This window comes from Bifidobacterium asteroides (assembly GCF_019469425.1).
GTDB lineage: Bacteria > Actinomycetota > Actinomycetes > Actinomycetales > Bifidobacteriaceae > Bombiscardovia > Bombiscardovia asteroides_I.
Window position 1 is genome coordinate 718,572 of record NZ_CP048272.1, and the last position, 12,206, is coordinate 730,777.

The following is a 12,206-nucleotide window of genomic DNA, read 5'->3' on the forward strand; positions in this document are numbered from 1 at the left end:
TTACCGTTCCAGGCGCCAGAACGGATTATTCAGATGTGTGCCTCATGTATAGTGATGGAGGGGAGGCCGGAATGGTGCGGTTTTCAGGTCCGACATCCAAGGGTTTTAAGCTCGAAGGAGAACACTCATGCATTTAGACATTGCCATTGCGGTCGCCGTGTTGGTCCTGGCGCTGATCATCTTCCTCTCGGGAATCTTCGTGGTGCCCCAGCAGCAGGCGGACATCATTGAGCGCTTTGGCAAGTACCACCGGGTGGCGCAGGCGGGCATCCACGCCAAAATTCCCCTGGTGGACCGGATAGCGGCCAAGACCAACCTGCGCGTCAACCAGCTGAACGTCAAGCTGGAGACCAAGACCAAGGATAATGTCTTCGTCACCGTGGAGGTCTCCGCACAGTTCCGGGTGGAGGCGGCCAATGTGGTTACGGCCTACTATGAGCTGGTCGATCCGGCAGGCCAGCTGCGCTCCTATATGGAGGATGCCCTCAGGTCGGCCATTCCCTCCCTGAGCCTGGATGATGCCTTCGCGCGCAAGGACGACATCGCCTCCGATGTGCAGCAGACCGTGGGCCAGGAGATGCAGCGCTTCGGATTTTCGGTCATCAAGACCTTGGTCACCGCCATCGACCCCTCCGCCCAGGTCAAACAGGCCATGGACTCCATCAACGCGGCCCAGCGCGAAAAGGAGGCTACCCGTGAACGTGCCGAGGCCCGCCGGATCGAGATTGAGACGCAGGCCAAGGCGGATGCCGAGAAGACCAGGATGCAGGGCGAGGGCCAAGCCAACTACCGGCGGGAGATCGCCAATGGCATTGTGGATCAGATCAACAGTCTGCGGGCCGTGGGCATGGATATCGATGCCGTCAACAACGTGGTGCTCTTCAACCAGTATCTTGATGTGATGCGCTCGTTGGCCGAGTCTGACAATGCCAAGACCCTGGTCCTTCCGGCGGCGACCCCCGGCGGGTACAACGAGCTCTTCAACCAGATGACCGCAGCGCTGATGACCGCCCAGAGCAGCCAGGGGAGTGAGGATCCTCGCCACGGCCGCAAGAGCGCAGGCACAGAGGGCGGGACTGAGACGCCGGTTCTGTAAGGTCTTGTCCCAAAGAAGCAATCCCCGCATGCCAAATCATGCGGGGTCGGGGTTCAACTTTTCAGGAAGTCGGCTATGGCCTCGGCGGCTCGATAGCCCTTGTCGTACATGGCGTTTAGACCCTTGAGCGACTTGCTGAGCGTGGTCAGCCCACACAGGCTGTCCGGGGCCAGGATGAGCGCCTGGCCCTCCTTTTCGGCTTGCTTGGCCAGCGCCACCTCGTCGTTGTAGGTGCGGTAGCGCTCCATTAGGCGCTCGCCGGCCGCCGGATAGGTCCTCGACAGGATTCGGGCCGGCAGGACATCCTTCTTCTGCTCACGCAGAATGTCCCTCTGGCGTGTCAGGACAAGGACGATGCGTTCATAGCCCTCGTCCATGGCCTTGCGGATCGGGACCGGGTCAGCGATGCCGCCGTCCAGATAGGGCACGCCATCGATCATGTATGGCTTATTGGCCACCGGCACGCTGGATGAGGCCTTGAGTATGTCATAGTTGTCCTGGGCCAGGTCGGACTTGTCAAAGTAGGCCGTGGATCCGTCAGTGGCCTTGCAGGCCACTACAGTGAACAGGGCCGGGTTGGCCTTCAAAGCTTGGTAATCCAGCGGGTATTCTCCGTCATGGGCCGACAGTTTGCCATAGACGTAGTCCAAGTCGACAAAGGCGTGCTTGGTCAGGAAGTTGCTCACGCTTGCGTACTCCTTACGCGAGGAGTAGACGGTGTAGAAGCGGTAGCAGCGTCTGAGCTGGCCCGACAGGAAGGAGGCCAGATTGGCGCTGCCGGCCGAGATCCCATAGCAGTGGTCGAAGGCGATGCCCTGCTCCATGCAGCGGTCGAAGACGCCGGCGCCGAAGATGGACCGGTAACCGCCGCCTACGTCAATGACGGCTGTTCTTTTGCGTGCCATGGGCACCTCGATTCCTGACAAATTCCTCCCTTGATGACAGCTTATGCGTGAACGTTGGACAAGCCGTTCAGGGGCGGCAGGAGGCCAGTAGCCGCTTGGACAGATCCAGCATGGCTGGCGAGGGATCAGAGTTGGCGATCTCTACTCTGCCGGGGCCGGGGTCCGGGTTGAGGGCATCGGCTTGGGCCAGCAGATCCTTGAGGTGGCGGGCTGTTCCCGGGTTGCCGTCAATCAGTGCCAGGCCTGGCGGGCAGATGCGGGCGATGGACTTGCGGAAGAAGACGAAGTGGGTGCAGCCCAGGACCAGGGCATCCAGGTTCTGCAGATCGTAGGGGTCCAAGTAACGGTGCAGAGTGGCATCGACCAGGGTCTGGTCATTTAGCCTGTCAGACTCCACAATGGTCACCAGGTCTGGGCAGGGCTGGGTAAGGATGGTGTGCCTGCCGGAGAACCGTGCCATCAGGCGCGAGAACTTGGCCTCTTTCAAGGTCAGCGGGGTGGCAGTGACCAGAACCCGCTGAGGTCGGCCTCCACCGCGCGTACAAGCCAGTTTCAAGGCCGGCTCCATGCCGATGACAGGGACCGGATAGCGCTGGCGCATCTGATCAACGCAGACGCTGGTGGCGGTGTTGCAGGCGATGACCATGGCCTTGACGCTCTGGTCCATGAACCGGTCGCCGATGACCTGGCAGCGCTTGGCAATCCGGTCCGGCTCCTTGGTGCCGTAGGGGGCGTAGGCGGAATCTCCGAAGTAGAGCAGACTTTCTTGGGGCAGAAGGTTCTGAATGGCTGCGGTGACGCTCAGACCGCCGAGCCCGGAGTCGAAGATCCCGATCGGTGCATCTGATGCCATGTGATCTGCTCCTTTCGCAGCCGAAAAACCAGCCTAGCCTGTCGCCGAAGGGCCGTACCCTACAAGCATGAGTATTCCCCGGACTGTTTACAAAATGCAAGCCACCGGCAACGATTTCGTGGTCTACGCCGATCCCCGGGGGGATCTGGAACCTACGGCCGACCAGGTGCGGTGGCTGTGTGACCGGCATTTCGGGGTCGGAGCCGACGGGGTGATTCGGCTGACCCACCCGGCCGATGTCAGCGACTTGGACCAGGCGCAGGTGGATGCTTGTGACCGTTTCGGCTGTCAGTGGTTCATGGACTACCGCAACGCGGACGGATCACTGGCGCAGATGTGCGGCAACGGGACGCGGGCTATCACCCTCTTCGCTCAGAAGCAGGGGCTGACGCCAACTATGGAGGGGTCCTCCTTCCTGCTGGGGACCCGAGCCGGGGTCAAGCGGATTGTCTCGTGCAGTCCGATGAAGTGCGATGGCGAGCATGTGTTCATGGTCAAGGTCGGGGCCTGGCGGATGGGGCCGGTGGGGCAACAGCTGATTGACGGCGGCGCCCTAGGAGGCTCGGCTCCTGGCACCATGGTGGATATGGGCAATCCCCACGCAGTCGTTCTGACGGCAGTCGCTGCCGAGTTGGAGGCCAGCGGGTTGCCGGGGACCGTGGCCGACCTGCTGGCCAGGACCGATCTGCCTGATCCGGGCGATCTGGACCTGTCGGCCCCGCCGCGAGTCAGGCCCGGGCTTGCCGAGGGGCAGAATGTGGAATTCCTGCGTCTGGATGCCCTGGATGCCGACAATGGCAGCGGTCGGGCGACCATGAGGGTTTATGAGCGAGGCGTGGGCGAGACCCTGTCCTGCGGGACGGGCCTATGCGCCAGCGGCGTGCTGCTGCGAGCCCTGACTGGAGTCGATCATTGGACCATCCATGTGGGCGGGGGCTGTCTGAAGGTGGATGTGGATCCGCAGGATGTGTGGCTGACCGGACCGGCCAGAATGGTCGCCCGTCTGACCCTGGAGCACGTGCCAGGCTGCTGATCAGCCGAAGAGGGCAGAGCCTTCCACAGCCAAGACGATGGTTGCCAAGGCAACCAGCCAGATCAGATCGACCATCAGATCGAAGTGCCGCTGGTAGTAGATCTGCAGCCATCCCGACCTCTTGCGCGGAAGACCCTGCTGGGTCACCGTGGCGTGGCTGAAAGCCATGAATTGCAGGCTGGTGGCGAAGGTCATGACCAGGCACCAAGGGCATAGGGCGTGGATGACGAAGAGCGACTGGGTGAACAGCCAGAGCGCATAGGCCAGAGCGGCGAGCGAGGCCAGCCAGGTCCCTGTTGCCAGCAGCGCGGGCATCTTGATCCGGCAAAGGCCCACAACGGCCAGCGTCAGAAAGACGGATTCAGCGATCAGTCCAAGGAAGGCATTGGGAACCGGCAGGGTGCCCAGACGAAACAGCTCGGCCTGGGGTGAGTGGGCCACAGCTGAGCAGGAGACCACTGAGTTGATGTCACAGCTGAGCTGGCCCTGAGGGTGACGTGCCAGCTGCAGGGTTTCCGCTGACAGAACCAGGCTGGCGTAGAGGGTTGCAAGTGAGGCCAGGGCGGCAATCAGATAGCTGGAAGGGGCTGAAGAGGTCGATTCACTCATGGGGTCCATCACCTCAATGGCTGGGGAGGTTCTCTGGGACAGGAACGCGTTCACGAGTTTAGGATGGAGGCATGACGCATGAGGATACTGCCACGGTTTCCGGGTGGGATCTGCACTGCCACACCGTGTTCTCGGACGGCACCGTGACGCCCAGGGGGATGGTCGAGCAGGCGCAGCAGCTGGGTCTGGAAGGTTTGGCCATCACCGACCATGACACCAATGCGGGCTGGGATCAGGCCCGTCAGGTTGCCCAAAACTTGGGGATGCCACTGTTGCCGGGCACTGAAATCACCGCGCAGGATGGTCGTGTCTCGGTTCACATGCTGGCCTACCTCTATGATCCGGAGGATCCGGTCATCGCCAGGCTCTTTGCCAAGACCAGGGAGGCCAGGCTGGCTAGAACCAGGACCATGGTCGAGCAGATTTCCCGAGATTATCCGATCACCTGGCAAAATGTGCTGGACCAGGTCAAGGAGGGATCGAAGACAACGGTGGGCCGTCCGCATATTGCCGACGCTCTGGTAAAGGCCGGTGTCTATGCCGACCGCAGCCAGGCTTTCGCCGGGGTCTGCTCCTCCAGAAGCGCCTACTACCTCCCCACGCCCTCGCCGACCACCCACCAGGTGCTGGCAGCCGTTAACCATGCGGGGGGCGTTTTGGTCATTGCTCACCCGGGTGCGGTCAGCCGCAATCCCGTCCTGCTTTCCGACCAGCAGATCGCCGCGCTGGCCAGAAAGGGCCTGGGAGGCTTGGAGGTCTGGCACCGGGACAATCCGCCCGAGCAGCGTCGACGGCTGTTGGCTCTGGCTCAGCGCTGGGGGTTGCTGGTGACCGGCGGATCGGACTGGCACGGCCAAGGCAAACCCAATCACATGGGGGAGAACAGCACCAGCGACGAGGTGGTGGCCCGAATCGTGGACAGGGCCCGGGGGAGCCATCCGGTGGCCTGGAAGGGTTAACGGATACGAATCGGGGGCGGTCGGACCACAAGGATCCTGCCGCCCCCGTCAGGCGATCACAGCCTCAGTCGGAGGAGCCTCCCAGAACGCCGAAGCCCACAGGATGGGTGGTGTCGGAACCAACCACTGCGTAGCCTAGCGACTCCTTGGGAACGATGATGTGCCGACCCTTGTCGTCCACCAAATCGATGGGTCCGCCCTCGTTCAGTGCCTGGGCGATGTGGGCAGCCACCTCGTCCGCCTTGGCGTTGGTGCTGAAGCTGACCGTGCGGGCCACATTTTTGATGCCGAATTCGATATCCATCGTTACCTCCAAGGTTTTTCTCCGTCGCCCAGACCTGCCGGTCCACGGATCTTCCGGTCTCATTATTCGCTGACCCTGGTGATTACGCTCTAAGCGTCCTCGTGGGGCTCCTCCTGGGGAGAGCTCGTCTCTGGCGGCGATGCCGATGCTTGTCCGTCTGTGGTGAGTGTGGGGATCTGCTCGGGCAGAGGTTTTCTGGGAAGGACGATGGTCTCTGTCTGATCGTTTGCAAGAGCCTGAGTTGACGAAGCATCATGCGGCTGGGAAACGGCGTCTCCTGAATCAGCGGCGTTCGAGGGCTGGTCATCTCCGGACGAGTGGCTTATTGCAGCCTGCGAATCCGCTTCGCCATCTGCATCCCCGTCGCTGGGGGCTGGGTTGCCGATGCCGCGGAAGTGATCGCTCAGGCCTGAGTCTTCGTCTTGGGCAGCAGGAGCAACAGCTGACTGCTTGCGTTGATCGTCACTGCCAAGGTCTGTGCTCTGGCCCTGCCCAATGGGCTTATTCCTGGCATCGGAGTGCCCCATGGCGGTCTGGGCCACAGCCAGATCAGCCATTTCCGCCCTGTTGATGGCGATGGTGGCTGAGCTTTCATCGGACGCTTCTGTCGGGGCGGGGTCCGGTTCTGGTGTCGGATTCTCCAGCAGCTCGGCTACAGAGGGGGCTTCAGCATTATCGTCGCCCAGCAGGGTGCCTACGGTGATGGTGGAGGGTGCACCGGCAGGTGACGGACTTGGCGTCTGCTCCTGGCGACGGGTGCGCTGGACCTGCTCATGATCGCCTAGCTGCTGGGCCAGGCGCTCAACCTGGGCTTTGAATTGGATGATCCGTTCGTTGTCCGCATGATCCAGGGCGGTGATGAAGTCGCCCACCTGCTCCATCTGCAGCCAGAGGTTGGCTCGGAGCATGATCAGGTCGTCCAGCCGAGCCCCCATCATCCTGCCGTAGGCTGCAATGACTGCATTGCGGCGGGATCCGTCCAGCTTGGCGAAGATCCAGGCCAGATCACGGGCAGGATCGTTGACCTGCATATCCTGCCAGCCGTAGAGTCCGCTCAGCCCGGAGCCTGCATAGAGCAGGTCTCCATCGGAGAAGCCTCCGTGCACGGTGCAGGTTTCAAAGGACCAGAGTCCGTCGGTCGCCACGATGGAGGCCCAGGAATCGGTGATTTCCTTGGGCACGTGGCCATCCATGCGCAGCCGCTTGATCCATCCCCGCAGTTGGGCTGCGATTTGAGCGGTGGAGAAGACCGGATATCCGTGGGTTTTCAGAAAATCAGGACGCACCCGGTGGATGGCGCCGATGGCGGTGCCTGCGGCGGTGCATTCGTTCAAGGTCAGCAGATGAAGGGGACGGATTCGGCCTGGGCAGTGGGTCATGACGGCAACAGCGGTGGTGCCGGTCGGACTATCGGCCCTCTCCCCGGGCTGGTAGGCCAATATGCGCTCGACCCGGAAGCCCGTGGCCGCTATCTCTTTGGCATCGGCCAGGGCCTGAGCCGCCTTGACCCGAGCGGCCAGCCGACGTTTGCCGGCCTCCGAGCTGGTGGCCCAGACGTCGTAGACGTTGCCGGTTGCATCCTGGACCACGGCGCAGTCCACGCCCTGTGTACGGTCCAGGCTGCTGAGCTGGTCGCAGTCCCGCGCACCGGTCATGGGCACCTCGGGCATGGTGGCCGATGCCAGGGCGGCCAGGGTCAGCTTCGTTCGTTCACTCACACCCTCAAGGATAATACAAGGACTGTTGTGGATACGGTTGCCCACTAGACCACATGGGCACGCCGCCGCCGGTTCCGGTACCGGCCTTTGACACAATGGGGGTGTGCATGAGGATGAGGAACGATTGCTGGAGGGTCTGGATCCAGCCCAGCGGCAGGCGGCTAGCGTGCTTGACGGGCCTGTGCGGATTGTCGCGGGGGCCGGGGCTGGCAAGACCAGGACCATCACCCGGCGGATGGCCTATGCCTGTGCCAGCGGCAGCTGGGAGCCCTCCAGAACCTTGGCAGTTACCTTTTCGGCCCGTGCCGCAGCCGAGATGCGTGATCGTCTGACCAAGCTTGGCGTGTCGGCCTCCCTGCAGGCGGCGACCTTCCATTCGGCGGCCCTGCAACAGCTCAGACGGGTCTGGCCCCAGGTCAGCGGGACCTACCCTCCCGATCTGATTGAGGATGTGGGTCCTCTGGTGTCCTCCTCCTACCAGAGGGTCTGCGGGCAGGAGGCCGACCCGGGCCAGGTCAGGGACCTGACGGCGGAGATCAATTGGGCCAAGGTGGGGCTGATTGCCCCTCAGGACTACGTTCGTGTCTGCGCGGCCAGTCACCGTCTGCCGCCGGCCGGTCTGGAGGCCGATCGAATGGCCGACCTGTACACGGTCTTCGAGAGCTCCAAGGCCGCCCATAATCAGATGGACTTCAATGATATCCTCCTGCTGGTCTGCCACATATTGGAGGAAGACGGCCAGGCTGCTGCAGATATTCGAGACCGAATCGGCTGGCTGACCGTGGACGAATACCAGGATGTCTCGCCCCTGCAGCACCGGCTGCTCAAGCTCTGGCTCAACGGCAGGCAGAACCTCTGTGTGGTGGGGGACCCAGCCCAGACCATCTACTCCTTTGCTGGAGCCACTTCCTACTATCTGCTGAACTTCCCCCAGGAATTCCCCGGCATTAAGGCAGATTTGGATCTGTCCACCGATTACCGGTCCACGGGTAGGGTAGTCCATTACGCCAACGGCATTCTGGCGCGCTCGCCGGTGCGTGACGACTATCTGAAGCTGGCCTCGGCCCGTCAGGCGGGCAGCAGGGTCGCGATGACACGTTATGAGGACGATGGCGATGAGGCTGGAGCCGTGGCCTCCCGCATATCCTCCATGATTCGGAAGGGGGCGCGGCCCGGCCAGTTTGCAATCCTGACCCGGATCAATGCCCAGCAGACCCTGATCTGCCGTGCCCTGCACGAACGCGGAATCGGCTATCGGGTGCGTACCGAGTCGGGCTGGCAGAACCAGTCGGTCGATCTGAGCAGGCAGGAAGTACTGGAACAGCTTGAGGGCGGCATGGGCCAGGGGAGGGTCACGGTCTCTACTATTCACGCTGCCAAGGGATTGGAGTTCGCTCATGTCTTCATTGTTGGCTGCGCCGAGGGGCTGATTCCCTTTGGCTCACCGCCGGAAGGAGATGCCCTGGAGGAGGAGCGCCGCCTCATGTACGTAGGGGTGACCCGAGCAGAGGACACCCTGCATCTTTCCTACGCGGAGCACAAGGATGGCAGCGCCTTCGTCCGACGCACCCCCAGCCGGTTCATTCACCGCTGAGGACCAACGTCTCGTCCATCGGAACGTAGGGGGTGTTCAGTCCTGGCTGCTGTCAGGATCTCTCCTGTCTGAGTCATCCTGGTCCGGGTTGCTGTCGCGGGTGCTCTTCTGGTCGCCCGGAGCCTCGTGGCCTGAATGTTCCTGGTCATTTGCAGCGTGGGAATCAGAAGCTCCGGAGTCTGCGGAGGCGGTCGAATCGACAGAGGAATCCTTTTCCTCGGCATTCAATAGTTTGTCCAGCTCGGCATCCCAGTCCACCGAGGGAGCGGAAGTGGCGGCCTTCTGCTCGGATTGCCCGTCTGCAGATGTAGATGCTCCGCCCTGACCGCCTTCGACCTTAACAGGCAGCGAAGGCAGCAGATCAGGATGGGACCAGTGACTGTCACGGCCTTGGATTCCCTCCTCTGCGGTGATGCGCTCCCAAAGGTCGGCGGCCTCTCGTAGCTGCTTGGGATGAAGATGCAGGCCCAGCAGGGACTCAAAGGTCTGTTCAGCCGGCCCTCCCACGGCACGCTCGCGTCGTGTCATCTCCCGCAGCTGCTCCAGGTGGGGCAGGTGGGCCATGCCGGCGTTCCAGACCACGCAATCCACCCAGCCATCCACCAGGGCCAGCAGGTCGCCCAGGCTGTGCAGGGCCTCTTTCTGCTCAGGGGTATCCTCAATGCCGACATTGCTGAGGTTGATGGCGCCAGCGATCGATTCGGGGTTGATTTGCTCAGCGTCGCGCAGCTGATCCTCCACAGCGTCCAGGTCGATAGAGACTCCCCGGGCATACTTGCCGATCAGGGCCTCGAAGCGCGGCATCAGCCAGGGGACGGCAGCGTAGAGCCGGGCGTGGGCGGCTTCCTTGAGGGCCATGTAGCGGGTGACCTCGTCCAGATCCAGCTGCAGGGATTTGGCGTAGGCCTTGATGTTCTGAGGTATGAGGGCTCCGGCGGGGTTCTTTAGCAACGGTATGCCCTGGTCGAATCCTCCGCGCACCTCCTTGGCCAGCTCGCCGGCGGCCTGACCCAGCTGCATGGCGAATGAGGTGTTCCCCAGCAGCCTCATCAGCGTGGTCGGATCCTTGAGGTTGTCAGGCAAGGGGATGGGCACAGGTCCGGCGAACATCCCCGAAATCTCACCCTGGTCGAAACCTTGGAAGCGCTGGCTTATGACGGAGGTCAAGGCCTCGCTGACCGCCTGGGCCACCGGCGAGGCGAACTGAACCCAAGCGTCTATGCTGCCCTCGATCCATCCTGCACGGGTCAAGGCTTCGGTTTGGCCTGGGGCGGGGTCAAAGGCGCAGACGGTGTCCAGCCAGAGGTTGGCTTCGCTCATGACTCGGGCCACCCGGTCGCTGTCCTCGGCTGTGACAGCGGTGTCGGACTGGTCGGCCCTGGTGCGCCCCAGGGCGATGTTCTTGGCCAGCGCGACGTTGATGGGCCCCTGGTCAGCCTGGGCCTGCATGTCAGCCGGAGTGTTCAGTCCTCCAGCCGTGAAAGCCTGAATCAGGGCCTGGACTTCGGCGGGTTTGGGCAGCTGTTCGGCTCCCTGGGCAGCCATCTGGGAGCGGATGGACTCAGGCAGCTGAGAGAACTGACTCCAAGCCAGCTCGCCCTGCACCGGGCCGAAGCACTCAATGAGCCATTGGTGGATTGCATTCTCGTCCATTGCTTTGTTTCCAGTCCTCGCCAAGGCAGGTCGCCCGCCGCTTAGGTTGACGTCTGCCGGGATTATCGTCTTCATCAACCATAATATTGGAGCTATGACACTTCCGCACGGGAAATCGGATCACTGCGCCACAGGCGCACCCGAAAGGCAAATCGGGACACTTGGCGGACCCACCCGCAAAATGCTGGTCGGCGGTCTTTTGGTCATTCTGGCCCTCTTGGTGCTTTTCCTCCCTTCGCCCTACACCATTGAGACGCCCGGCCCCACCCAGGATGTGCTGGGAAGTTCAAAAGGATCACCAGTCATCAAGGTGAAGGGTGGTCAGGTCCATCGTGACAAGGGCAGGCTGCTGATGACCACGGTCAATGCCCGCGGAATCCCCGGCTACCCGGCCTCAAATCTGGATGCCCTGGTGGGCTGGGCCGACCCTCACGCCACGGTGCTTCCCCAAGAGGCCGTGGTGCCTCCCGGACAAAGCGTGGAGGAGTACAAGCGCCAGGAGCAGGGCGATATGCACGGCTCCCAGAAGGCTGCCTCGGCCCAGGCTCTGGCCTTCCTCAAGACTCGTGGATATGACGTATCAGGCCTGCAGTTCAGCATGAGGGTGGCCGACATAGGCGGCCCTTCGGCCGGACTCATGTATACCCTGGGGGCCATCGACAAGATCACCCCCGAGCAGGAGACCGGTGGCCTGACCATTGCCGGGACCGGCACCATGGATGAGAAAGGGCGAGTCGGGGCCATCGGCGGCATTCAGCTGAAGATGCTGGGGGCCAGACGGGACGGCGCCGCCTGGTTCCTGGCCCCAGCCGCCAACTGCTCACAGGTGGCAGGCCATGTGCCCAAAGGACTGCGCGACGTGCGGGTGTCCACCCTGGATGAGGCCTACAAGGCCCTGGTGGCCATCGGCCATGGCCAGGGGGAGGTGCTGCCCCGCTGCATGGCCGCCAAGGGCAGGTAAGACAAGGCCGGTCCGATTGGTGAATTCCGGCAGTCTTGTTATGCTGAAGCCGTGGCTGAGACTACAACCTATACAGCGGAAGAGTTCGGTTTTCATCCCGGCGATATCGTCCAGGAATGGATGTGGGACGACGATGTCGACGACGGGATCCGGACTAGGATCGAGGATCTGACCGGCGAAGAGCTGGTGGACGAGGACTATGACGCAGCCGTGGATGGGGTCATCATCTGGTGGCGGGACGGTGATGCCGAGGACGATCTGGCGGATACCATCATGGATGCCTCGGCCATGGTCAACAAGGGCGCACCTTTCTGGGTGCTGACTCCCAAACCCGGCAGACCTGGAGCTTCGGCGCCAGGGGTCGTCTCCAATGCGGCCAAGACTGCGGGCATGAACGCCCTGATGCCCACCACCGTCAGCAAGGATTGGAACGCCACCCAGCTGCGGGCTTTCGGCAAGGGCAAGTAAGACTCCTGGCTGTAACGGTACCTGCGTCGGCTCGACATATCGCATAAGCGCCA

The 12,206-nt window shown here is 62.5% G+C and carries 12 protein-coding genes; 6 read left to right on the plus strand and 6 right to left on the minus strand.

The window, feature by feature from the left end; translation table 11 throughout:
• Positions 1-127: 127 nt before the first annotated feature.
• Positions 128-1,096: an SPFH domain-containing protein gene (locus GYM67_RS02695; protein ID WP_220237013.1), complete on the plus strand. Its 969-nt coding sequence runs from the start codon at positions 128-130 to the stop codon at positions 1,094-1,096.
• Between the two features lie 53 nt (positions 1,097-1,149).
• Here GYM67_RS02695 and GYM67_RS02700 read toward each other — a convergent pair whose 3' ends face one another.
• A complete protein-coding gene (locus tag GYM67_RS02700) occupies positions 1,150-2,001 on the minus strand; it encodes a patatin-like phospholipase family protein (protein WP_220237014.1) in 852 nt (283 codons plus the stop codon).
• 67 nt (positions 2,002-2,068) lie between these two features.
• The gene (gene murI / locus GYM67_RS02705) at positions 2,069-2,854 is read right to left on the minus strand and encodes a glutamate racemase (protein ID WP_220237015.1); all 786 of its coding nucleotides are present in this window, start codon (positions 2,852-2,854) and stop codon (positions 2,069-2,071) included.
• Positions 2,855-2,921: 67 nt separating this feature from the next.
• Between murI and dapF the strand changes: the two genes are divergently transcribed.
• A complete protein-coding gene (dapF, locus tag GYM67_RS02710) occupies positions 2,922-3,887 on the plus strand; it encodes a diaminopimelate epimerase (RefSeq protein ID WP_220237016.1) in 966 nt (321 codons plus the stop codon).
• Here the strand turns inward: dapF and GYM67_RS02715 are convergent, their stop codons facing one another.
• Complete coding sequence (locus tag GYM67_RS02715) at positions 3,888-4,496, minus strand: vitamin K epoxide reductase family protein (protein ID WP_220237017.1); 609 nt, start codon at positions 4,494-4,496, stop codon at positions 3,888-3,890.
• 71 nt (positions 4,497-4,567) lie between these two features.
• On the opposite strand from GYM67_RS02715, the gene GYM67_RS02720 reads away from it, so the two are divergent.
• Positions 4,568-5,455 carry a PHP domain-containing protein gene (locus GYM67_RS02720; protein ID WP_220237018.1) on the plus strand — a complete coding sequence of 296 codons (888 nt, stop codon included), beginning with the start codon at positions 4,568-4,570 and terminating at the stop codon, positions 5,453-5,455.
• Between the two features lie 64 nt (positions 5,456-5,519).
• Here GYM67_RS02720 and GYM67_RS02725 read toward each other — a convergent pair whose 3' ends face one another.
• Both GYM67_RS02725 and GYM67_RS02730 read right to left on the minus strand, forming a co-directional pair.
• On the minus strand, positions 5,520-5,759 hold the full coding sequence (locus GYM67_RS02725) for a DUF3107 domain-containing protein (protein WP_220237019.1): 240 nt from the start codon (positions 5,757-5,759) through the stop codon (positions 5,520-5,522).
• 89 nt (positions 5,760-5,848) lie between these two features.
• The gene (locus tag GYM67_RS02730; RefSeq protein ID WP_220237020.1) at positions 5,849-7,477 is read right to left on the minus strand and encodes a phosphotransferase; all 1,629 of its coding nucleotides are present in this window, start codon (positions 7,475-7,477) and stop codon (positions 5,849-5,851) included.
• 103 nt (positions 7,478-7,580) lie between these two features.
• On the opposite strand from GYM67_RS02730, the gene GYM67_RS02735 reads away from it, so the two are divergent.
• Entirely contained in the window at positions 7,581-9,071 is a 1,491-nt protein-coding gene (locus GYM67_RS02735; RefSeq protein ID WP_220237021.1) for an ATP-dependent helicase, read from the plus strand.
• Between the two features lie 36 nt (positions 9,072-9,107).
• On the opposite strand, the gene GYM67_RS02740 is transcribed toward GYM67_RS02735, so the two are convergent.
• Positions 9,108-10,724 (minus strand): zinc-dependent metalloprotease, encoded by a 1,617-nt coding sequence (locus GYM67_RS02740; protein WP_220237022.1) that lies wholly within the window; start codon positions 10,722-10,724, stop codon positions 9,108-9,110.
• Positions 10,725-10,818: 94 nt separating this feature from the next.
• Here GYM67_RS02740 and GYM67_RS02745 point away from each other — a divergent pair, with 94 nt between their 5' ends.
• Positions 10,819-11,685: a S16 family serine protease gene (locus GYM67_RS02745; RefSeq protein WP_220237023.1), complete on the plus strand. Its 867-nt coding sequence runs from the start codon at positions 10,819-10,821 to the stop codon at positions 11,683-11,685.
• 51 nt (positions 11,686-11,736) lie between these two features.
• The gene (locus GYM67_RS02750; RefSeq protein WP_024627263.1) at positions 11,737-12,153 is read left to right on the plus strand and encodes a DUF3052 domain-containing protein; all 417 of its coding nucleotides are present in this window, start codon (positions 11,737-11,739) and stop codon (positions 12,151-12,153) included.
• The last annotated feature ends 53 nt before the right edge of the window (positions 12,154-12,206 follow it).